We start from the raw sequence: 21394 nt of genomic DNA on the forward strand, positions 1-21394 counted from the left end.
CTACCGACCTCGTCGGACGGGGACGGAAAATAGTTATTCATATTCGATTTTCTGCCGACGCGTTTCGAGTTCCCAAGCTCGTCGTCGGCTGGTCGGTTGTTTCCGGCGACCGGACAGCGAGCGCCGATCCAGCGACGGGACGGCTGCTGGGTCGAGCTTTTTCAGACTGCGTTCCGAACGGCTCCGATATGACCGACTTCCGCGGAGCCTGGACCGAAGCCGACGTCGAGACCTTCCTCCGGGAGACGACGGTCCCGATTCGGCTCGGCACTCGACGGCCGGACGGATCGCTGTGGCTCGTCACCCTGTGGGTTCGCTATCGCGACGGCACACTCGAGTGTGCGACGCAGGCGAACGCGGACGTAGTACGATTCCTCCGAAACGACCCGGAGATCGGGTTCGATATCTCGACGAACGACATCCCCTACCGCGGGATCAGAGGGACCGGAACCGCCGACATCGAACCCGACGGGAAGCCGGTCCTGCGGGACCTCGTCGAGCGCTACCTCGGGGGAACGGACTCCCCGCTCGCCGAGTGGTTGCTCGCCGAGGACCGCGAGGAAGTCACGATCCGGATCGAGCCTCGAGAGGTCTACAGTTGGGACTACAGCGACCGAATGGGCGACGACTCGGACGCGACGACCGAGTGAGGCCGCTCGGACTGGCGTCTCACTGCCCGACGGGATCGTACTGACTCGAGACCGGAGCGGGAACCGATCGACGGCGGTCGATTCGACCTGACCCGTTCCGACGAGCGATGTCTCCGTACCGCTGTAAGGACGCGATCCTCCCCCGCCGTCCTAAAGGTTTGTGAATAGACAGGTATGCAGATATGTTTTATTCCATATGTTTTTATTAGCGGTCCGGCGCTGTGGGTCGACAGTCACGGAGTCGGATACAACTCGGCGGATCGGGACCGGAACACCGGACACGGTGCCGGCATCGTGGTTGCCGAGCCGACCCTCCGAGCGATCGCCACTCCACCGTGAAATGTGGCTTCAACGCGGCTCGGCGGTTATCTATTGTCTCGAGCCGGAACGAAGAGAGGGAGACGACCGCTATGCCAGCGTCGGCGGCCAGCGGAACACGAACCGAAGTATCTCCGTTGTCCACGGGGTCGATGGCTTTTCGTTCGATCGCTACCATCGATCCCGAGTACGATATGTCTGTATCTAGCTACACTCAAAATTAGTATGGAACTGTCGGTACAAGGCTTCAAAACGCAAGCTCACAGAGTATCTAGTCACGAAAGTACTGGCTAGAGACCGATCGTCAGAGCGGTAAGGAACCGTTCTACGCACTGTGGAACGCCCCTCGTGAGAGTACGGCCGCTCGTGAAACCGTCGTCGATCCTCGGGTGCATTACACTCATAGTATTGTAACCAATGGCAGTTATCGAATCCCAGAAGCACAATTGGGGGCCCGACGCTTCCCTCCCACGAAGTGGCCGAGTCGGATGCCGGATATCGATCGCCATATCATTCGAGACGGTGGCTATGGATTCTATATCCAGTAGAACGGGGCGGGTTCGCCGTACCTGGACGAGGGACGCTATAACGCCGGAGCTGATCTTCGCCAGCGACTGCCCAATGACTCGAGTTCGCCGTGGTTGGCGTGGATTCCATAATACGTGGATTTATGTACATCGGTGACAAGGACTTGCCAATGCCCGACGAGAGTCAGTTGCTGACGACGACCGAAACGTCGTTAGCGGTTATCGAAACCATCCGCGAATTGGACGGTGCGACTCCGGTGGCGCTTGCGGCGTCGCTCGACCTGTCCGAAAGCGCCGTCTACAAACACCTGTTTACGCTCTCGAAGCACGGCTACGTCGTTTCCAGCGGCGACGAGTATCAGCTCGGGGCCCGGTTCTACCATCTCGGAATGTACGTCCGGAACCGCAGCAAGATCTACGAACTGGCCGGGCAGTACGTCATCGAACTCGCGGACCGGTCGAACGAGGAATCCGACTTCGGAATCGAGGAAAACGGTCGGATCGTGACGTTGTTCGACTCCGTCGGGAGTTCGGCGAACCCGAGTTCGCGACTGAACAACTACGAGTACATGCACACCACGGCGATCGGCAAGTCGATACTCGCCCGCTTGCCCACGTCCCGCATCGACCGAATCGTCGATCGGTGGGGACTCCCGCGGATCACCGACCGAAGCATTACGTCTCGCGGCGAACTCGAGGCCGAACTGGCCCGGGTTCGAGAGCGCGGCTACGCGGTCAACGATCAGGAATCGATCCGCGGGAAACGCGTTGCCGGCTGTCTCGCCGAGGACCCGTCCGGCACCATCATCGGCGGATTTACCGTCTCCGGTCCTGCCTACAGGGTCGAAGATACCGATCTCCACCAGGAGTTCCCCGACATCCTCCATCGGGTCGTTCCCGAGTTCGAGGCGGCACTCGAGTCACAAGGACTCGTCTGACGGCGGTCCGAGCGAGCGAACGGTTCCGTCGCGATGGCGGCAGAATACACCACACCACCGTACGCTGTGACGATCTAGTTGAACATCACGCAGAAAAGATTCGGGCACATATCCATACGGACGCTTTTGCCCCCATCGCCCAAAAGATTAAAATAGGGCCTACATCACGTTAGCAAGTGTATGTCATACGAATCGTTACCGTTCGCAGCGCTGTCATTAGCACCGCCAATACTCGCGATCGTGCTCGCGATGTATACGCGGCAGGTGCTCGTGTCGCTGTTCGCCGGCGTCTGGGTCGGGGCACTGATGATCGCCGACTGGAACCCGATCGCGGCAACGGCGCTATCGATGGACTGGATCGTCGAAGTCGTTCGGTCGCCGTTCGATACGAAGTTCCTCGTGTTGATCATGTTCATGGGCGCAGGTGCCGCGTTCATCTACAAATCCGGTGGCATCCTGGCGCTACAGAACTGGATTGGGAGGTATATCAACACGGCTCGCGATTCACAGATCCTGACGTGGCTCATCGGGATCTTCATCTTTTTCGATTCCTACACGAGCACCATCGTGACGGGGAACGCGACCCGTGAGCTGTCCGAGAATAACCACACGTCTCGGGAGATGCACGCGTACGTACTGGACTCGACGACGTCGCCCGTCACGACGTTCGGACCGGTGTCGAACTGGATCGGATACCAGGTCTCGATGATCATCGTCGGGTTCGAAGCCGCGCGGTTCACGGCCGAGGAAGTCGGTATTACCGCGTTCGGACTGTTCCTGCAGAGTATCCCGTGGAACATCTACTGTTTCCTGGCCTTCTTCATGGTCGGGTTCATCTCGATCACACAGCGGTTCTACGGCCCGATGCTCGACGCCGAATGGCGGTCGCGCAAGGAGAAGAAAACCCTTCGGGACGACGCGACGCCGCTGTCCGATATCTCGACCGACATCGGCGAGCCAAGCGAACAGAACCCGACGCTGTTCAATTTCTTCGCCCCGATTCTGACGTTGCTGGTCGTCGGTATCGTCTCCCTGTGGTGGCTCGGCGGTGGTCATCAGCCGGGCGTCGACGTTACGACCGCGTTTCAGGAAACCGACGTTGCGCTCGCGCTCCTGTACGGTTCGTTCGCGTTCATGGCCGTCGGAATGCTTGGTGCCCTCGGTTTCGGCACGATGGATATCGAGGAAGCGAGTGATACCGTGGTCAACGGATTCAAAACGATGATGATCGCGACCGCGATCATCGTTCTCGCCTGGAGTATCGGACACGCCGCCGAACAGGTCGGAACCGCCGAGTACATCGTCGACGTGATGGTCGGCAGCGGGATTCCCGGGTCGTTCCTGCCCCTCCTCATCTTCCTCGCCGCGATGTTCATCGCGTTCACGACGGGAACCTCCTGGGGGACGATGGCGATCCTGACGCCGCTTGCGATTCCACTCGGGTACGAACTCGTCGGCCTCTCGATCCTGCCGGTTCTCGTGGGCGTCCTGTTCGGCGGTGCGATCTGGGGCGACCACGTCTCACCGATCAGCGACACCACGGTCATGTCCTCGATCTTCGCCGGGTCGGACCACATCGATCACGTGCGGACGCAGATCCCGTTCGCGATGACCGCGGCCGGCGTCACCGTTCTGATGTTGCTCCTGTACGCAGTTGGCATCACCTCGGCGATGATCCTGCTCCCGTTATCGGTCGTACTCACCGCGGTCGCCGTCGTCGCTTTGAACAAGTTCGATGCTCGTCGCAAGAACCTCCCGGAAGTCATGCCGACCGCCGACGCCATCGATAACGGGGAGATCGACACCGACGCGCTCGAGAACGGAACCAGCTCCGACGGGGCGCGCGTAAACGGCCAGTACGACCTCCTCAGGTCGATCCCCCTCGCGGCGGTCGGGATCGTCATCGTCTATCTCTGCCTCGTCTTCGCGTTCGTCACCCTCGGGCTCTAACCGGTCGTCTCATCCGGTTTCGAGCATCGTAAGGGCTCGTCTCGGCCGCTTTCTCCCTCTTCGTGGCGGGGTATGGCCAATCATAATCGGTATACGTATCCTGTCTATCAGTACCAGGTATGCGATCCGTACACGTCGTCGCGACTGGAGGGACGATCGCAAGCACCTCGACCGGAGCGGGTACCGTTCCGACCGAGTCGGTACAGGAATTGGCCGATGCCTATTCGGGCGTTTTCGATCGGGTCGACGTGCAATTGGAACAGCTCACGCAGCTCCCGAGTTCCGAGCTAGCCACCGACGACCTCGAGGAGATCGGACATCGGATTCGAGCCGTCGCAGCCGACGTGGACGGCATCATCGTGTTTCACGGAACGGACACGATCGAAGAAACGGCCTACTATCTCGATCTCGTACTCGACGTGGACGTGCCCGTGGTTTTGACCGGGGCACAACGAACCCACGACGAGATCAGTCCCGACGGCCCGGCGAACGTTCGTGGTGCACTGGATGCGGCGGCCCACGACCACGTGCAGGACGGCGTCTACGTCTTGTTCAACGAGCAGCTTCACGCCGCGCGAGCGGTGACGAAACGGCACAGTAGCAATCTCGATGCCTACGATTCGGGGGACTACGGGCTCGTCGCCGAACGGACACCCGGGGGGTTCTGGTTCTACCGGCAGCCAGAGAGCCTCTCGGCAACGATCCCGACCCGGACGATAACCGCGACCGTCGAGTTAGTGACCACATCGACGGACACCGATGGACGCGCGATCCGATACGCTGTCGATCGCGGCGTTGACGGTCTCGTCGTCGATGCGCTCGGGCTCGGAAACGTTCCCACCGACGTGGCGTCCGCTATCGAGTCCGCGATCGACAACGATGTCGTCGTCGTCGTCACGACGCGGTGTCGTGATGGGGTCGTGTCCCCCGTGTACGGCTCCGACGGCGGAGCCAAGGCCCTCGCGGAGGCCGGAGTCGTGTTCGGGTCGGACCTCCCCGCTCACAAAGCCCGACTCAAACTCCTCGTGGCGCTGTCGGCACACGATGACAGTGACGACGTACGAGCCCTGTTCGGGTCCAGTCAGCACGACAGCTACGGATACGTGACGGCGACCAGTGATCCGTAAGAAAATGGAGGCCGACCTCGAGAGCCGTACGAAATCGACCAGCGACACGGACGAGATCACGGAGCCGACGCTGTCGAACTGTCATCCCGGTCGCAGTGAGATCACGTAGCAACGACCACTGGCGGAGCAGTCACTGCCCTTCCGTGGCCCAATCTGAGGAAAGGACAGGCCAAGCACCAGTTCGAATATAGTGCAATTAAGTAAACTCTATTTCAGATCAATTCGTGAATAGTCTCGACTCAGGTCCCGCTTAGAGACTGGTAATAGGTCCTCATAGGACCCCACGGTACGATATTCATAACTTTGTAAGCTATTACGACAAACTTTCTTCTAGAACAGGAATAATAGGTGAACAGGGCAGCCATATCCGAAGAATCGACTAATACCCAATTTCCACATGTCACCAATATTGCTCTGCAAAGACAATATTGGTGCCTATAGAACGGGTTCCCATCACTCGGAGAATAATTACGCGGACGCGTCGTCACGATGGGACCAGCAAGAACCTAACCGGATCTCGCTCCAGCGTCGCGTCCCGTTCCGACACGAGACGGACGGCCGACCGGAACTGTCGTCGTCTGACTGCTCAGTCGTCCGCGCTGGGTTTGACCGCTTTCGGCCCGTCAGAATCGCCGGCACGCGGGAAGTTATCGATCGTCGCCGATCGGAACGCCTCCTCGTCGAACTCGTACTCGCCGTCGAGGAACTCGAGTACCGTGTGCGTGTCGCGCATGGCGTTCTTGAGACACGTCGAGGCACCCGGCGACGGCGTGATGTTGAAGATGACGTCGTCGCCGACGATCTTGGCCTCGCCCATGTCCAGGGACTTGTTCTTGGTGTCGACGATCTGCGGTCGGACGCCGCCGTACCCCTTCGCGCGTTCGATGTCCTCGAGTTCGACGCTCGGGACGACCTTCTGAACGTGGGGCAGGAACTGTTTCCGACCGACGTTCGGGAGATCGTAGACGAGGTTTCGAAGCACGTACGGCAGGAGGATACGATCGGAGAGGATGTTGGCGTAACTGAGGAACGCCGCCGCGTTCAGCCCGAAGACGTCGAGGAAGTCCTTCACGGTCGAGATGCGGCCGCGCTCGAGCGTCGGAACGAGTTTCGCGGTCGGTCCGAATCGCGTAATACTGCCGTCGTGGACGTCCGCGTCGCCGTGGACGGCGGCGAAGGGCAGTTTCTTCATCTGGAGGGTGTAGACCTTGCCGTTCAGGAGGTCGTCCGCGAGGAAGAAACTCCCTGCGATGGGAAGCAGGACCTTGTCCTGGCCGTAGCCGAGTTCCTTGGCCATCTGGAGGCTGTGCGAGCCGGCGGCGACGACGGTCGCGTCACAGTCGAAGCGGCCGTCGGTCTGTCTCTTATACACATCTCTGAGCNNCCTCCCTGCGCCATCAGAGATGTGTATAAGAGACAGGCCGTCCGGCGTCTGGAGTGCGAGCATCTCCTTCGAGGGATCGCGGCCCTCGACGACTTTCGGTTCGAGTTCGCCGATCTCCTCGCGGCCGATCGGCCGGAGTTTCGGGTAGAGATCGCCGAAGCCCTCGTCCTCGTAGCGTTCCTCGAGTTCCGCGACTTCCTCCGCACCGACCCCCAGCACCATCTTGCTGCGCTTGGCGTGCATCTCCCGGTCGGGGTCGTGGTTCTCCAGATATCCAGCGAGGAGTTCCGCACCCTCCTTGACCTCCTCGGCCTTCTCGAGCGTGTAGTTCGTCTCGATGTCCCCGAAGTGGAGAGTCTGAGAGTTGTTCGTGTGGTGGGAGTTGATCGCTGCGATCTCGGATTCCTTCTCGATCAGGGCGATCGAATCGATATCAGTGAACTTCGCGGTCGTGTACAGAAGCGACGCACCACTAATACCGCCGCCGACGATTACTAAGTCGTATTTACCAGACATTATTGGATCGTGTGGGCCGGTATATCAACCGCTCGACTCCAGACCTATAACTCATATTTTTTCGATCGATCCATCGACGCTCGACGAAACCCCTATCGACGACTGCAGGCTCACGGGTAGGAAATCCTTTCCAAGGAACGATTCGCCGTCGATATCACAACCCTCCGTACTTGTACCGACTCCTTGGAAGTCGCCACTACCCTCGTGTTCCCGCTCTCGGATTCGTCTCACGTCCCGATTACTACGTCGTTGCCGGGCCGATCGGTTTCGACATTCGACGTACCGAGGGACGCGTTCGGCTCGAGCTGGAGAGGGAAAACCACTTTGCAAACTGTGATTTCTCGGTGGCATCCCACTGAAACAGAAAGAAACACTATCCGAGTTGTACGGTGGACCGGGTCGCTGCGGGTGGAGTCGACTAGCCTTTAGGTGCGCACCGTGAATACCGCACGTGAATTCTAACGAGGTCCGTCGCCAATGGGCAGAGCGGACCGGCGCGTACTCACCGGAATATTACGCCCACTACGGCCCCGACAAGCGCAGCGAGGCGGTCCGCAGTCGACTCGAGCGGTTCGTCGACCGAGACGCGGCCGTCCTCGAACTCGGCTGTAGTTCGGGCCGCCACCTCGCACACCTCCACGATCACGGCTTCGAGGACCTGCACGGGATCGATGTCAACGACGACGCGTTCGACGTGATGGCGGAGACCTATCCCGACCTCGCTGCCGACGGGACGTTCCATCACGACACGATCGAAGCCGTCATCGGCGATTTCGCGGACGAGCGGTTCGACGCCGTCTACTCCGTGGAAACGCTTCAGCATCTCCACCCCGACGCCGAGTGGGTCCTCGGAGAACTGACGCGGATCACCGGGGACCTTCTCGTTACCGTCGAGAACGAAGGCGAGAGCGACCAATCGCAGTCGGGCGAGCCGGACGTAAGCTACGTCAACGACGACTTCCCGCTGTACCACCGCAACTGGAACCGCGTGTTTACCGAGTTAGGGCTCCGCGAGGTCGACGCCGAGTCGGGGACGCGAGATACCGTCCGGGCGTTCCGCACGTCACGGGAATAGGTCGTCCGCTGTGCGTCTCGTGGCCGCCGTTCGCCTGAGACCGACCCGGACCATTACTGTGCTTCCGAACTCGAGGGACGCGATTCGTCCCGTCCGTCGCGGTCCGAATCAGCGTCCGTCTCGACTGCTTCGCCGTCGGTCGAGACGTCGACTGCCTCGCTGACGGTCTTTTCGACTTCCTCACTGACGGTATCGCTGACAGTTTCTTCGACTTCCTTGCTGACCGTGTCGGTAACGGTTTCTTCGACGGTCTTGGTCACGTCCTCGCTGACCGTCTCCCCGACCCGTTCGGCTACGTCGTCGACCTCTTTGCTGACCGTGTCGCTGACCGTTTCTTCGACTTCTTTACTCACTGTATCGCTGACGGTTTCCTCGACTTCCTTGCTCACCGTATCGCTGACCGTCTCTCCAACCTCCTTGCTGACCGTATCACTAACGGTTTCTTCGACTTCTTTACTCACTGTATCGCTAACAGTTTCTTCGACTTCCTTGCTCACCGTGTCGCTGACCGTCTCCTCGACACGTTCGGCGACCTCGGTCGTCATCCAATCGGGGTCGAACCTGGCCATCTTCCACGCGACGTGGATAACGTAGGAGGCCAACACGCCGATCCCGAACGCGATGCCGATCCCAGTCTCCACCGCAACGATGAGCGCGACCGCAGCGAAGATCATAATCCCATAGGCGAGGTCGACCACAAAGTCGACGCGAGTCGGGTTCATCGGGCGGGCCTCTCGAGCAAAGTAGTCTCCTCCGTTTTCGAGTGCATGACCGGATAGAAGGAGCCCACCGGAAAATACCCGTCTACTCGAGTCCGAACTCGCCGACAGCAACTCGGACGCACGATCATCGGCACCGATGACGCCGAGATACCATCGGATTGGTCTTGTTTGACGACAAGAGCTCGAGTCGGAACCCCTCGAGACCGGCGATTCAAGAACGAGAGTTGCCGATCTCCCCTGTGAAACACACATCCCGACTCGTGAATGCAATACCCCATTTAGAGGGATCAGGGCCTATGTGATAGCAAAGTGGACTCTATTCGACCTCAGATGACGACTGTCTGCTCTCGGAGGAGAGCAGACGCGATTCTCTGATGTTCGTCGATTTCCTTGTGGAGGTATGGCTAGAAAGCTGGCCTCGGCACTCACGACTCACAATCTATCCATAGTGAATGTGTTTAGCGCGGCTGTAGACGCTGCTCAATCCGTAATCCGTTCACACTCTCTTGCTACTCTTCGAGCGGTGGGTCCTGAGAGGGAATGTAAACCTACTTCAATGGCACTGTCGCCTAATACTCGGATTCAACGTTGTCTGATTGGAAAATCAGTGTTCAACAGTTACGTCTGTACGTCGCAGATACTTGTCGTAGTTCCATGCAGATGCGATATTTAGAATTTTGCCAAGCTGGTATTCATAGGGTGTCAAGCTATGTGTCTCAATGTCCGGCATGGGGATGTCAGCGCGTGAGTCATCGACTGCGACGACGTACCCTTTGAGAACGGGCGATGACCCATAGAAGATTGTGACTGTGAACTTCTGTCCGATGTGCGAGCCAAATTGAGCCCAATCCTCGTGGAAATCCTCGCGGTTCTCAAAGTCATCTCGTTCAATTCTCAAATCAACATCTGGCTCGTATGTGTAGCGTCCTTCAGTATCGTCATAGGTCCAGTCAGAGATGTCGGATTCTAAGATTGTTCTCTTAACGCTGTCCAATGATTCACTCTCCTCTACAAACTGGGGATAGTGTTTCTCTAGGAGCTCACGGTCATCCGAAAGTGCTAGGCTCAAATCGTCCCAGAACAGGATGCGGAGGTCAAACACCCCGTCTTCACTCAACTCCTCTGAAAGCTCTCTTACTTCTTGTTGCAGCGGAGCATCAGATGGCGCAGCGCACGCAAATATGAACTCGGAGAGTGGAGGCTCGAAATCCTTGGCCTTGTCAACCTCATCTTCCACAATATCAAGGTCGACTTCCGTCATGTTCTTACACTGAACACCTGCCAAATCCCCATCTAAATGTGCGGGGGTTCCATAGATGTCGACTCCGTGTTGGGCCTGCCCTTGGCGTCCGTTCCTAGTCGTGTAGGGGTCGTCCCATTTCCGCTCTATCACATCTGCGACGATTGCCTCGAACTCTTCCCAGGATTCTGGGACTGGAAGTTCAGCCGTAGGAAATGTGGGCATTGTTAGTCCATCGGGTCAAATACACCTGTTAACCTTTGGATAGCGAACGGTTCATAAATTGCGTGTGTCACCCTCGCCGTAGATTCGTTTGGTGAACACCTGGCAATCATTTAGGTCAGAGGAGTGCGCTACTCCGATAGCTCTAGGTCGTCGGGAACTTCGATAACGAACCCAGAGTACTCGGTCAGGTCAGGTTCAGATAGGACTGTCCGATATACGAAATCAAATTCTTCTGAATCCTGTCCGAACGTGCAGAGGACGGGTTTGCCCCGGCTGAATTCTTCGTACTCCTGTATCACATCAACCTCCGGGGGAGGAGAGGATTGACCGCCCTCTTTCCGGATGATGCGAGTATAATCAGTATCAACGACGACGATATCGCGGATATCGAGGTCAGTGGAAACCCATAGAATCTGCACCTTCGAAGTCCCGACCTCCAGCGTTCTGAAGCCGTCCATCCATGATTCTTGATTTCTTGCCCACTGTGAGACCGTTCTATGGAACTCCTTGTAGATGGGAATGAGAATATAATCGGGGTCTGGAACCTGACGATAGGCTTCGAGGATTAAGTCAAAAGTCAGGTTTTCTTCGAGTTCAGCAGATTCGACTTCTCCATCGACTTCATCAATGAATGAACGAGCGATGAATCCCTTCTCTCCGGTGACTATCGACTTAGCGAATTGGCTCGCAATCTGGAACGTGGAGTAGTTGTCACCCTGAGCAAAGAACCGTTTAGGGAGGTTCGTTCGCCGCCCTATCTGGATGAATGACTCGCCCGAATCTCTATCTTCGTCGTATGGAATCACCTCATGGTGTTTGGTGAGTATCGAGTCCTGCTCGTAGTCCGAATTTAAGTCGTTCACAAACCGCCGTAACTGCAGTTCATCAACGGGCATCATGTGGTTTCCTCTCGCTCAAGGGGTTCTCCTTCCCCCGTAATTTGGGGCGACTCCCCTAAATCTGCTATCTCCTCTTCTCTGCTTGGTGTATCGAGTTCTGCCTCAATCTCCCCGTATCGAACTCGACTAATGAATGGCAAAAACGGAACCAGTAGGAGGAGAACGATTAGAGCAACAATTGGCCAATCAATTTGCACACGGTCGGGATAGACGAGTGCCAAGATGACCAATGCCGTTATGCCAAGAAACTCGAATAGGGGCGCGAGTAGTCTGAAATACCGGTTGGCTGTTCCGATTCGCCCCATTATTACTATTTGTTCGACGCCGGGGTGACTTGAAGGTTGATTATACGCGACCTGTCTCGCTGCCTCTCATTCTTCGAGCGGAGGGTCTTGGGATGGAATATAGACCTGCTTTAGGGGAACCGTCGCCTGATACTCGGATTCGAGGTCGTCGTAGTGCTGAATCAGGAGGTCAATAAACTCATCCCGGTCGATGAGTGTGACCCGCTGTTCGGCGTTCCGCGCGGCATCTTGTGCCTCACTTGTGTAGCCACCAGTCGAAACGAACAGGCCCCGTTCGCCGTTCCCGAGGGTTCCGGTGAATGCTCTCATATCCGGGGAGCCGACTTTCTTCTGTTGGCGCTTGACCTGTGCCTTGATATACGGCGATTCGAATCCCAACGAGTCGGGATGAGCGACTACGTCAATACCTCGGTCTTGGCTGTCCCGCGTCTTCTTCGCGTGGTATCCCATCGCTCGCAGGACTGCGGCGACCAACTCCTCGAAGATGAACGGGTCCATGTTCGCCAGAATGTCGGAGATGAGTTCGTCTGCCTGGTTCTCCACTTCGTCGACGAATGGTACAGTGTCCTCGTCGTCCTCGCTCTCATCGGGTGTCTCCCCGCTTAGAACGCCCGTGATTTCATCAATACAGTCGTCGAGCGAGAACACCGTGAGCGTGCTTCCGAGCGTGTTCTTCGTCGAGGTCGTGAACTCATCGCGGGAAACCGTATCCTCCCATTCGACACGCCTGACGTGCGGATATCCTAGTGGGTGGTCGCTTGGTTTCCACTCGTACCCACTCGTGACCTCTCCAATGAGATACTCGCGCTCCGTCTTGTCGTAACTCAGAACTAGATGTCCCTCCTCCATTTCAAGCGCAAATCGATTCACCTGCCCCGCGTTCTGGGCGATACGCCGGCTATTGTGCTCGGAGTACTCGTCGGTCGAATTGAATCGGGCCTTCATCTCCTCGTATGACCGGACATCAGACACATCCCCCAGTTCCTCCCATCCAACCGCGACCAGAGAACGAGATTCGAATTCCTCGACTAACTCGTTGTCATTCCCGGCGCGAACCATGAACGCTCGCTCAGCCATATTATCCGAACTGTTCCGAACCTCGAGGTATCAAGGTTCGCACGTTCCCCGTCTTTCGGCGTGGTCCAAATTTGGCTATACGTGAAAGTTCTCGCCGCAGTTTCGACACGTTGCCCATCCACCTTGCTTCACTTTCTGGTTCTCGCCACACTCGGGGCATTCGCGCCAGACGGAACGATTGTGATGACTCATTGTTATTCTATAGCCGATTCCGCAACTTCGCCAAGGAGTTGGGTAAGTGCGTCCTCAAACCGCCTCGTTAGGTCGGAAGCACCGCCGCTTTTGGGATGAGCTACTTCGTGAAGGAGTGTACTCGCAAATGTACGCGGACTCTGAAGCCTATCCCGACGGATAACAATTCTCCGTTCTCCCCCTTCCCAGACGCCCCTCGCCATGTCACCCTGTTCTGTCATTCGAACAGTTTCTGAAACCCGTATTTCATCGACTGGCGGTCGTTCATCAAGCAACCCGAGTATCTCATCACGGAGGTTCCAGACTCGAAGCTCTTCGTTCGTCATTTCGTTCTCTGGAACCCACTCGTATTCGTGAGCTTCATTGTACTCTTGGCGATAGACTCCTACGTCACGAATTTGATTTCCTTCAGCGTCTCGTTCGTTCCGTAGTTCGTCTCGAATATTGTCGGGAACCGTGACAACGCGATGACCCTCTCGCTGTGCATGGTCCAATAGGTCGACTTTGCGGTTTTGTTCTTCAACTGTCGCAAATACCACGTTATCTTGCGCGTTCAGAAGTTTCACGGCGTGCAGACGAATCGGCTTCCAATTCACCTCGTCATGTGTCGTCCCATCAGTGAAGTTCTCGAAGTCGTCTACGAGGCGCTGAGCGACATCTGTGGTTTCACACTCCCGAAGGATATCTTTCACCCGCGAACTGTATGCCGTACGTCCCACGTTTGAACGCTCCCGATTCAAGGCGTCTCGCACTTGCTTGGTCGTCTTCGTGATATTGTAGCTGAAAAGGAAGTTCTCCTCGGTAGCGACCTTGAGCCCTGTCACGTAGATACGAGAATCCTCGCCTGCGGGGGAAGCGTAGACTTCTCCGAACTTGGTTTCCTCCAGTAGTTCGTCGTCGGTGAAACGTAGGAAGTTGCTTTTGGCCTGGTCGATTTGGCTCTCGGTGATGCCCTCGAGAACCACGTCCGTCCCCTCAATATCTTGCTCTGGGGGATAGATGAGTCCGTGCAGCGTTTCGATGTCTTCGAAATCTGCCTTGGGTGCTTTCTCGACGGTAATTGTCTCGTGCTTCGAGTGAATGGTCACGTCGACTCCGTTCCGGTAGAACGTCGCAAGCGCGTCCTTCAATCCGACGCCGAATTTCCCGATTACCTTGTCCGGGTTGTTCAGCTTCTCCTCGTCCTCGTTCTGCGTGAGATGCTCGTGGCGTAGCCCTCGACCGTAGTCCCGAATGTGCCATCTCCCCTCGTCGTCTTCGTAGATTTCTACTTCACTTGTCTCTGTGAGGGCCTGTTCGTCGAGGGCGTTGGCGATTACCTCTCGGGTTGCATCCGCGACGCCCCACGCCTCAAGCACCTCCTCCATATTGAGGTCGAATTTTCGCGCCTGTTCGGACATGCGATGCTTGTTAGCTTGGAACGTTCTTGAAGTTTAGACAACCAACGTGAAAGTGAAACCGCGATTCCCCCGCAAACCCAAGAATTAGTGTAGTGCTCTCAGGAACTCGGGGGTTCTGCACGTTCAGGATGTTCCCGTAGCTGCTCTAACTCTCGTCGGTCTGCTGAAGACGCAAGCTCGCGGAACTGTTTACCTCGTAACGCCATCCACGCCGTTTCGAGGGCTTGTCGTTCCGTTTCTGGGCGGGAATCCAGGTGCAGTCGCCAACGTACTGTCGACTCCCGTTTGAGGCGAAAGCGAATGCTGTCGTTTGCTCTGGTATCTCGGTGAGCGCATCCGCCACTGACAGAAGATATGGCTCACTCAGGACGACGAATAGCAAGTCATACTCCCGGCTCAGTACATCACTGAACGCCTGAGGTATTCCCTTCTCGCGGCCGACTGCCTGAATCGTCTCGTCGTTCGTCAGGTCGTCAATATCGTATCCCGTTCGCTTGGCCCTCGTTCGAACGGATTCTATGTCGCTGAACCCGCACTCATAGGACGGAATTTCGGTCCTGTCACGTAGTAATCCAAATCCCGCGGAAATGATGTACCAGTCGACATCTGCAACCTCACGGAGATGAGTGACTGCCTCTTCGACGTGCTTGTGCTCACGACCAGTGTACATGTTGGACGCAGTCGTCGTGTACTCGCCGTGTTCATTCGCTAATTCCTCGCGCGGACACTCGTCTACGTCCTCACAGTCGAGAACGGGGTCGTATCGTTTGTCTTTGGAACACGGCGAGAGTACGAGGATGTCCATCCGTCGTTCTACTCGAAGCCGTCGTACCGAGTGGTGAAACTCTTTGTGCGTGAATGAGAGGAATCCTGTAAGAATGGCTCGTCAGGACGACCTCGACCGCTTCTATGGGTTACTCGACGACCTTGAACAACGAGTCGGCGGTACACGGAAACTCAAGAACTGCACCGGGTACATGGACTGGCCCGACCGCGGCGTCTACTTCTTCCTCGAACCGGGCGAAACACGCGCCTCGACTGACCAGCTGCGCGTCACCCGCGTCGGGACACATGCGGTGTCTGCGGGGAGTAGCACGTCGCTCTGGGATAGATTGAAACAACACTACGGAACGGGCAGCGGGAGTTCCAACCATCCTCACGGGGGCGCTCACCGTGGTTCCGTGTATCGCAAGCGCGTCGGCGAATCTATCATTGAGAAACACGACCTGCACGACGACTATCCCGACTGGGACAAACGCTGGTCAAGCGTCGAGCGTGAGCGGGCAGAGGTTCGTGACGAGGAATATATCCTCGAGCGCCGGGTGAGCACCTACATCCGGGAGCAGCCATTCCTCTGGGTAAATCTCGATGACGAACCGAGTGCCGACAGCGACCGAGCGTACCTCGAACAGAATGTTATCGCTCTCCTCAGCAACTTCGACGAGCAACCGATTGACCCACGAGGAAGCGGATGGCTCGGTCGGCACAGCCAGAGTCAGGCGATACGGGAATCAGGTCTTTGGAACGTGAATCACGTAGACGAGCGGTACGATAGTGGATTTCTGGACCTTCTTGAGAACGCCATCAACGGTACGACTCCGCCATAGCGTGGTAGTTAGTCGGAATCCTCTAATTCGGTTGTGTACTCGGGGCTATTCCGAAGCTTCGAGAATGAGACGTAACGGTGTCCCTGGACAAAGGCAACCGTGCGGTCAGAATCACTCGCTGTCTTGTCGTTCTTCACCGGGTGGTTAAGTTCGATACCATCACGCAGGAAGATGACTTTCTCCGTTTCACCGTACCGTTCGGACCCCTCTTTGCGAAACTGCGTCACTGCATCAAGCAGTTGTTCGCGCTGCGACTGCGAGAGGTCAGGGTGATTTCGCACTGTCTCCTCGGTGAGTTCGATGCTCTCGATGGCATCCGTTACTGACGGGACTGCTGTTTTGATTTCAGCGTCGGTGTAGAACGCGAGGTGGTCGACAGGCTTGAACGACCGATTCGCCTGGCAGAAGTATAGCCCGTGCTCTTGATATTCGGGCCATGCCTTGCGAGCCGCGACGACCAGCACGCGGTCCTCTTTTCCGCTGACGAGGTCTTCGTCGTAGAGAAAGCGACTGAGTTCGCGCAGAAGGAACGCTTCACGTTCGGTTGGGACGGACATACTCGCCTCGGCGTTCCCTACGTCTCGTTCCAGCACCGTCTCGATGGTGTCAATGAGCGAGTCGAAGTTGGCCCATACGATGCGCTCGTCATTGATTGCGGCCACCTCGTCAGGGAGTCGAGCATCCGGAGTCAGGACAATGAGACGCTGCAATTCCGTTTTGTCCTCGTCGAGTGCATGAAGATGGTTTTCGAGTTGTTCCTTGTCCACAGCGTCCCGACTCGTCTTCGTCTCGAACCAGAGCGCAGTTGAACTCTTGATTGCAGCATCGGGGACCGAGTCGACGCCTGTCACTTGATTATCGAACGAGACGAGCGACAGGTCCGATTCGTCGGTCAACGCTTCCAGAATATCTTCCGCTAATTGGTTGTTGACGTGCTCAAGGACGGCAATGACTGTTGATGTAACTCGGTTTTCGCCTTGTGTGTACGTCGAGAAGAGGGGATTTGGCATGCAACGACATACAGAGACGCACCTCAAAAGATTCCGGATGGACGTATTATCGATTTGCAGATAAAACGGCCCGTGCGACTTTGGTGTCCTTTTCAGCTAGGTGATAGAATATAAGCAAACTCTTGTCCGAGTTTCGTGTGTAAATCACCTCATACGGTGGCTCATCGATGGCTTCCAAATTTTGAATGTCGAACTCGTGGGTGTTTGTTCCCATTTGCAAACCGTACCAAAATCGGTCCCCTTGGTCCTGTCCTACAGTAATGAACCCAATCGGCTCACCATCCGAGGAGATTGCAGTACGCGCAGTATTCTCACCTATGTTTTCAGCAGTGGCAGCCAATTCAGGTACATGAGAGGAGTGATTATCGGCATCTTCGATAAAATGGAAACGAGTTTCGTCAGTGACCTTTAGGTCGATGAATTTCCAGGTATCGTCCTGTCTCGTGATGGACTCACTCTGAATTTCGGCCTCAATGATGTTCCCTGGTTCCAAGGCGTCAATTTTAGTCTGGAGGGATTCGCCGTATTCCTCTCGTTCTTTATTGACGTGGACTGGCAAACCTGTGTCTACAATATCGTTTAGCAGTGCATCTTCTTCGTCAAATTCTAAGACCCGAAATCGGCTCTCAATTATCTGTGCCATTCTTTTTCTGACGTTCTGCTACAAACGATTTATTTTTGCTGGTACTCAATCGGGTTCTATGACTTCTGAGGATGAGAGGGAACCCATCTTTGAACGGATTCGGGGGCATGAAGCTCGTGACGTAATCGACGAGAGGCAGAAATTCAGATGGCGGCACACCACATTACTGAATGACTTCCACGATTTGCAAGATATCCATGAACTGGACACCCCACACGCCACCGAACGAACTCAACAACTCGAAACACAGGGCTATGTTTTCGAGGTTGAGCGGAGGCTCCACCACTACCTTTCAGGTCTCTATACCCTTCTCCAACAGCAAAGAACGCTTCAAAACGGAGTAGGTCAGTCATTTGGAGAGGATTTGCAGGAGGTAAAAAACGAATACATGAGAAAAGAGTCGTCGAGAGCAGTCCTGGGTCTACGGCACTATGCACAGCATGAGAACGTATTGCCGTTACAGGCACGGACATCAAAATTAGAACGTTCCAAGTCGCTCGTTGTCATGGTCGACGACCTTCACCGAGAAGATGACGACCGTGATTTCGAACAGCATTTCGGTCATATCACGAAACCATACTTTGACCCGTCTGAGTGGGTGATTGATAATTGGCCAGACGTAGAGCAGTTCTTTGAGGATACTATCGAGGTGATGGAACAACAGGCAGAGGAAGAAATCGATGAGCTAGCGCAACTCAGTGAGGAGGTTGATGAACTATATGAACAGCTTGCGGAGGATTACAGAGAGCTACAAGAGGAATAGCAGTAGCTACGGTCATCACATCCGTCGTTGCTATCCATAGGCCTAGGAGCGTCCAATCGTAATTATCTGTTGTGAGACACGAATGAGTGACGAAGAGCCACAGCAAACCGAGTGGGAGAACGAGGTCGGCTTGTCCGAGGAGACGACCTACGTTGCGCTCTACCCGAGCCGCAAGCACGCCGAGGAGTGGATGGAGGAGAGCGAGGAGCAAGGCTACGGGAGCCGGTCAAAGTACCTCTATGAACTGATACAAGAGGCCCGCGCTGCCCGTCAAGAAGGGTTCCTCGCATACAGTCAGAACGAGTCGAAGGTGGAAGAACTACAACTGCAAGTCGAGCAGTTGCAGGACGACCTTGAAGACGCTCGTAACTCCGAACCCGGTGAAATCGATATCGAACACGAGGAGTTCGTCACTGCGTTCCTCACCGACCGCTACCAGGAGTTCGAAACCATTCTCAAAGAGGTGACGGGGAGCGGCGTCCTCACGGGAATCGTCAAGGATGCTGTTGAGGAGCAGCTGTTCGACCTCGCAGAAGAGAACAAAGTCGAGTATAAGCAAGGGTATGGGTGGCGACTTACTCACGACGACGCTGACGCGGAGGTGGTCGAAGCATGACGGGGAAGACCCGCGAGAAGATTTACGAGAACGAGCACGACGCGGTCAACGACTTCATCCAACGGAAGGAGGCGATGGGGCGCAGTCGTCGAACGCTCAACGCCTACTCCCGAACGCTGAAATCATTCTTCCACGAGGAATTCCCTGACCTCGCGCCCGAAGACGTCAAGGTGGAACATATCGAGGACTACGTCGGTACGCTTGCCGACCGCAACCTTTCGCGGAACACGAAGCGGCGATACCTCGAATCGCTGTCGTCGTTCTACGGGTGGACGATGAAGCGGCCACGGTTTGAAGATATCACTGGGAATCCCGCAGCGGTCGTCCTCGAAGAAATCCCACAGAAGTACCGCGACCGTCCCGACTGCGCGACGTGGGAGAGCGCAAAGAAAATCGTCCATAACATCGCTGACCCACGGAACAAGGCGATTGCCGTCATTCTCGCAAAGACGGGTTGCCGGATTCGCGAGGCACTCGAAATCGAACAGGACGACCTCATGCTTGATGACGGATTCATCCGCCTTCGTGAGCGCAAGGGCGGGAGTCAAACAGTCGTCCCTGTTGACGAGGAGGTGAAGCACGCCATCAAACGGTATCGTCTCGTTCGCCCAGATAGCGACTCCGAGTACTTGTTCCTGAGCATTCGCGGGAATCGGGTGAATACGACGCAGGTGCAGCGAGCCGTTCGTGACGCTGCGGTCGAGGCAGGCGTGATGGACGAGGGCGAGACGCGCTTTCACCGCAAGTTTACCCCTCACACGTTCCGGACAGTATTCACGACACTGATGCGTAACAACGAGATGCCGGACCACTATCTCCAGTACATCAGGGGAGATTCAAATTCTCGTACCATGGACATATATACAAGGGTTGACAGATACGATGCGAAGCAGTCGTATCTTGAGTGCATCGAGTTACTCGACCTCTAGCCTCCCCCTCGTGGAGCAATACGGGGAGACACGAAGAAACGCGGTCGTGAAGCAAGTCGATGGGGCGGGTCCCTGTGTTCTATCAGACAGCCACCGAACCGCGGTTCCGACCGAGTGTCTTCGGTCTAAGACGAATGAGTATCATCGTGTCTTCTGATTGTTTCAGAGCGCACCGCTCCACGTCAGGTACGCTATAGCTGCGACGGGGATTGACGAGTACGCCCAGGCCAGCGTGTAGTACCATCCTGGAAGGGATTCGTCGAACCCGTATGTATAGAGGGCGAGGCCAGCAACGAGAAGCCCGATATTCGCGTACCAGGAGAGCCAGTTGCTCACGAATGAGTAGTCGTATAGGTGGATGTTGATGGCTGCGACGTTCGCCCAGATGGCGGGTCGGCTGATGTACTGTTTCTCGACGAGCAATCCGAGTAGTATCAATGCAATCACGTCCAAATTCTCGATGACGACCGCAGGAAGCACCTCAATCCACATGCATCGTACTTGTTGGGTGGCAAGATAATGGTTGTCCGAGCGGAGTGAAACTAATCGCAGTTTGAGCCCGTAAATCGCTTAACTAGAGTCCATCGGTGTCCCTGCTTTCGCGTCTCCGCAAAGACGCGCAACGCTGTCCCTGTTCGTGACCCCGGCCCCTACGATGTAACAGATGAAACCTGCCCTGCAAGAGCGAGGAGTTTGCTTCGTCTCACAGGAGTCGTTTCTCAATCCGATTTGAGGAATCCGAGGACGTTATCAGTGACATGCAAGAGTCCCCACAGCGGTAGTCCGACGACGAGCACCCCGAACCAGTAGATGAAGAGGGCTATGTCGAGAGGATGCAGGAGCGCAGTGATGGGCAGACCCACTGCGTTGAGTCCGATGGCGAGCAGGAACGAGACGAACCCGAGGAGGTTCAGGGAACCAACGGCGCGACGAGGTGACTGGAACGGGCCACGAGGATAATCCTGCGAGTCGCCATCCGTCGAGGTCACGTCGGCGGTCGTCTCGGGTTCGTAGTCATCTCCAACTGCGGTACCACACTCGGGACAGTACGAGGTCTCATTATCAAGCTCTGCACCACATTGTTGGCAGTATCGGTCTGGCACGACGCTACGCTCGGAGAAGATGCTGGTAGGTGTGGTGGAGGATTTTCTATTCCGAATCAGACTGAATCCCCTGAGATAGAGATTCTCCTGTTCTTTGTGGGACTGGCTGAGCCACTAGTCCGAGTCGTTGCCTCCACGTTCACTTCACGGACACGGGAGCAGCTTGCGTCGTCTGACG

Annotated in this window: 21 protein-coding genes; 9 read left to right on the forward strand and 12 right to left on the reverse strand. The window is 56.2% G+C overall.

The features are described 5' to 3' along the window. Positions 1–188: 188 nt before the first annotated feature. From C486_RS09405 to C486_RS09425, 4 genes are all read left to right on the forward strand, one after another. Entirely contained in the window at positions 189–650 is a 462-nt protein-coding gene (locus C486_RS09405; RefSeq protein WP_008455488.1) for a pyridoxamine 5'-phosphate oxidase, read from the forward strand. A 1015-nt stretch (positions 651–1665) separates the two neighbouring features. Then, positions 1666–2433, forward strand: coding sequence for an IclR family transcriptional regulator (locus tag C486_RS09415; protein WP_008455492.1), 768 nt, complete (start codon positions 1666–1668; stop codon positions 2431–2433). A gap of 180 nt (positions 2434–2613) precedes the next feature. Beyond that, positions 2614–4383, forward strand: a complete 1770-nt coding sequence (locus tag C486_RS09420; RefSeq protein WP_193787472.1) for a Na+/H+ antiporter NhaC family protein — start codon at positions 2614–2616, stop codon at positions 4381–4383. 119 nt (positions 4384–4502) lie between these two features. After that, the gene (locus tag C486_RS09425) at positions 4503–5510 is read left to right on the forward strand and encodes an asparaginase (RefSeq protein WP_008455494.1); all 1008 of its coding nucleotides are present in this window, start codon (positions 4503–4505) and stop codon (positions 5508–5510) included. Positions 5511–6096: 586 nt separating this feature from the next. Here the strand turns inward: C486_RS09425 and C486_RS09430 are convergent. Next, positions 6097–7410 carry an FAD-dependent oxidoreductase gene (locus C486_RS09430; protein ID WP_008455496.1) on the reverse strand — a complete coding sequence of 438 codons (1314 nt, stop codon included), beginning with the start codon at positions 7408–7410 and terminating at the stop codon, positions 6097–6099. A gap of 451 nt (positions 7411–7861) precedes the next feature. Between C486_RS09430 and C486_RS09435 the strand changes: the two genes are divergently transcribed. Beyond that, positions 7862–8485, forward strand: a complete 624-nt coding sequence (locus C486_RS09435) for a class I SAM-dependent methyltransferase (RefSeq protein ID WP_008455498.1) — start codon at positions 7862–7864, stop codon at positions 8483–8485. A 53-nt stretch (positions 8486–8538) separates the two neighbouring features. On the opposite strand, the gene C486_RS09440 is transcribed toward C486_RS09435, so the two are convergent. The 7 genes from C486_RS09440 to C486_RS09470 all read right to left on the reverse strand — a co-directional run bounded on the left by C486_RS09440 (position 8539) and on the right by C486_RS09470 (position 15350). After that, positions 8539–9207, reverse strand: a complete 669-nt coding sequence (locus tag C486_RS09440; protein WP_008455501.1) for a glutamate/valine-rich protein — start codon at positions 9205–9207, stop codon at positions 8539–8541. Positions 9208–9811: 604 nt separating this feature from the next. Then, complete coding sequence (locus C486_RS09445) at positions 9812–10672, reverse strand: hypothetical protein (protein WP_008455503.1); 861 nt, start codon at positions 10670–10672, stop codon at positions 9812–9814. 128 nt (positions 10673–10800) lie between these two features. Then, the gene (locus C486_RS09450) at positions 10801–11571 is read right to left on the reverse strand and encodes a hypothetical protein (protein WP_008455505.1); all 771 of its coding nucleotides are present in this window, start codon (positions 11569–11571) and stop codon (positions 10801–10803) included. Further along, positions 11568–11876: a hypothetical protein gene (locus C486_RS09455; RefSeq protein ID WP_008455507.1), complete on the reverse strand. Its 309-nt coding sequence runs from the start codon at positions 11874–11876 to the stop codon at positions 11568–11570. Before C486_RS09455 ends, C486_RS09450 begins: the two co-directional genes overlap by 4 nt. A gap of 66 nt (positions 11877–11942) precedes the next feature. After that, complete coding sequence (locus C486_RS09460; RefSeq protein ID WP_008455509.1) at positions 11943–12953, reverse strand: restriction endonuclease; 1011 nt, start codon at positions 12951–12953, stop codon at positions 11943–11945. A 194-nt stretch (positions 12954–13147) separates the two neighbouring features. Continuing rightward, a complete protein-coding gene (locus tag C486_RS09465) occupies positions 13148–14545 on the reverse strand; it encodes an ATP-binding protein (protein ID WP_008455511.1) in 1398 nt (465 codons plus the stop codon). 145 nt (positions 14546–14690) lie between these two features. Continuing rightward, positions 14691–15350, reverse strand: coding sequence for a hypothetical protein (locus tag C486_RS09470; RefSeq protein WP_008455512.1), 660 nt, complete (start codon positions 15348–15350; stop codon positions 14691–14693). Between the two features lie 73 nt (positions 15351–15423). Here C486_RS09470 and C486_RS09475 point away from each other — a divergent pair, with 73 nt between their 5' ends. Next, positions 15424–16152, forward strand: a complete 729-nt coding sequence (locus C486_RS09475; RefSeq protein WP_008455514.1) for a hypothetical protein — start codon at positions 15424–15426, stop codon at positions 16150–16152. 8 nt (positions 16153–16160) lie between these two features. Here C486_RS09475 and C486_RS09480 read toward each other — a convergent pair whose 3' ends face one another. Together C486_RS09480 and C486_RS09485 are read right to left on the reverse strand one after the other, a co-directional pair. Further along, positions 16161–17162, reverse strand: coding sequence for a hypothetical protein (locus tag C486_RS09480; RefSeq protein WP_008455516.1), 1002 nt, complete (start codon positions 17160–17162; stop codon positions 16161–16163). A gap of 46 nt (positions 17163–17208) precedes the next feature. Next, positions 17209–17805, reverse strand: a complete 597-nt coding sequence (locus tag C486_RS09485) for a hypothetical protein (protein ID WP_008455519.1) — start codon at positions 17803–17805, stop codon at positions 17209–17211. Positions 17806–17863: 58 nt separating this feature from the next. On the opposite strand from C486_RS09485, the gene C486_RS09490 reads away from it, so the two are divergent. From C486_RS09490 to C486_RS09500, 3 genes are all read left to right on the forward strand, one after another. Next, entirely contained in the window at positions 17864–18568 is a 705-nt protein-coding gene (locus C486_RS09490; protein WP_008455521.1) for a hypothetical protein, read from the forward strand. An 82-nt stretch (positions 18569–18650) separates the two neighbouring features. Further along, a complete protein-coding gene (locus tag C486_RS09495; RefSeq protein WP_008455523.1) occupies positions 18651–19184 on the forward strand; it encodes a hypothetical protein in 534 nt (177 codons plus the stop codon). Beyond that, positions 19181–20113 (forward strand): tyrosine-type recombinase/integrase, encoded by a 933-nt coding sequence (locus C486_RS09500; protein WP_008455524.1) that lies wholly within the window; start codon positions 19181–19183, stop codon positions 20111–20113. The genes C486_RS09495 and C486_RS09500 overlap by 4 nt, the downstream gene beginning before the upstream one ends. 162 nt (positions 20114–20275) lie before the next feature. Here the strand turns inward: C486_RS09500 and C486_RS09505 are convergent, their stop codons facing one another. Together C486_RS09505 and C486_RS20175 are read right to left on the reverse strand one after the other, a co-directional pair. After that, positions 20276–20605, reverse strand: coding sequence for a hypothetical protein (locus C486_RS09505; protein ID WP_008455528.1), 330 nt, complete (start codon positions 20603–20605; stop codon positions 20276–20278). A 227-nt stretch (positions 20606–20832) separates the two neighbouring features. Next, the gene (locus tag C486_RS20175) at positions 20833–21216 is read right to left on the reverse strand and encodes a zinc ribbon domain-containing protein (protein ID WP_160164294.1); all 384 of its coding nucleotides are present in this window, start codon (positions 21214–21216) and stop codon (positions 20833–20835) included. Between the last annotated feature and the right edge of the window lie 178 nt (positions 21217–21394).

Source organism: Natrinema gari JCM 14663 (assembly GCF_000337175.1).
GTDB classification, from domain to species: Archaea; Halobacteriota; Halobacteria; order Halobacteriales; family Natrialbaceae; genus Natrinema; species Natrinema gari.

Bases quoted from the DNA above. Each gene is read 5' to 3' on its own strand.
- C486_RS09405 (WP_008455488.1), top strand. From the start codon at position 189: ATGACCGACTTCCGCGGAGCCTGGACCGAAGCCGACGTCGAGACCTTC.
- C486_RS09415 (WP_008455492.1), top strand. From the start codon at position 1,666: ATGCCCGACGAGAGTCAGTTGCTGACGACGACCGAAACGTCGTTAGCG.
- C486_RS09420 (WP_193787472.1), top strand. From the start codon at position 2,614: ATGTCATACGAATCGTTACCGTTCGCAGCGCTGTCATTAGCACCGCCA.
- C486_RS09425 (WP_008455494.1), top strand. From the start codon at position 4,503: ATGCGATCCGTACACGTCGTCGCGACTGGAGGGACGATCGCAAGCACC.
- C486_RS09440 (WP_008455501.1), bottom strand. From the start codon at position 9,207: ATGAACCCGACTCGCGTCGACTTTGTGGTCGACCTCGCCTATGGGATT.
- C486_RS09445 (WP_008455503.1), bottom strand. From the start codon at position 10,672: ATGCCCACATTTCCTACGGCTGAACTTCCAGTCCCAGAATCCTGGGAA.
- C486_RS09450 (WP_008455505.1), bottom strand. From the start codon at position 11,571: ATGATGCCCGTTGATGAACTGCAGTTACGGCGGTTTGTGAACGACTTA.
- C486_RS09455 (WP_008455507.1), bottom strand. From the start codon at position 11,876: ATGGGGCGAATCGGAACAGCCAACCGGTATTTCAGACTACTCGCGCCC.
- C486_RS09460 (WP_008455509.1), bottom strand. From the start codon at position 12,953: ATGGCTGAGCGAGCGTTCATGGTTCGCGCCGGGAATGACAACGAGTTA.
- C486_RS09465 (WP_008455511.1), bottom strand. From the start codon at position 14,545: ATGTCCGAACAGGCGCGAAAATTCGACCTCAATATGGAGGAGGTGCTT.
- C486_RS09470 (WP_008455512.1), bottom strand. From the start codon at position 15,350: ATGGACATCCTCGTACTCTCGCCGTGTTCCAAAGACAAACGATACGAC.
- C486_RS09475 (WP_008455514.1), top strand. From the start codon at position 15,424: ATGGCTCGTCAGGACGACCTCGACCGCTTCTATGGGTTACTCGACGAC.
- C486_RS09480 (WP_008455516.1), bottom strand. From the start codon at position 17,162: ATGCCAAATCCCCTCTTCTCGACGTACACACAAGGCGAAAACCGAGTT.
- C486_RS09485 (WP_008455519.1), bottom strand. From the start codon at position 17,805: ATGGCACAGATAATTGAGAGCCGATTTCGGGTCTTAGAATTTGACGAA.
- C486_RS09490 (WP_008455521.1), top strand. From the start codon at position 17,864: ATGACTTCTGAGGATGAGAGGGAACCCATCTTTGAACGGATTCGGGGG.
- C486_RS09495 (WP_008455523.1), top strand. From the start codon at position 18,651: ATGAGTGACGAAGAGCCACAGCAAACCGAGTGGGAGAACGAGGTCGGC.
- C486_RS09500 (WP_008455524.1), top strand. From the start codon at position 19,181: ATGACGGGGAAGACCCGCGAGAAGATTTACGAGAACGAGCACGACGCG.
- C486_RS09505 (WP_008455528.1), bottom strand. From the start codon at position 20,605: ATGTGGATTGAGGTGCTTCCTGCGGTCGTCATCGAGAATTTGGACGTG.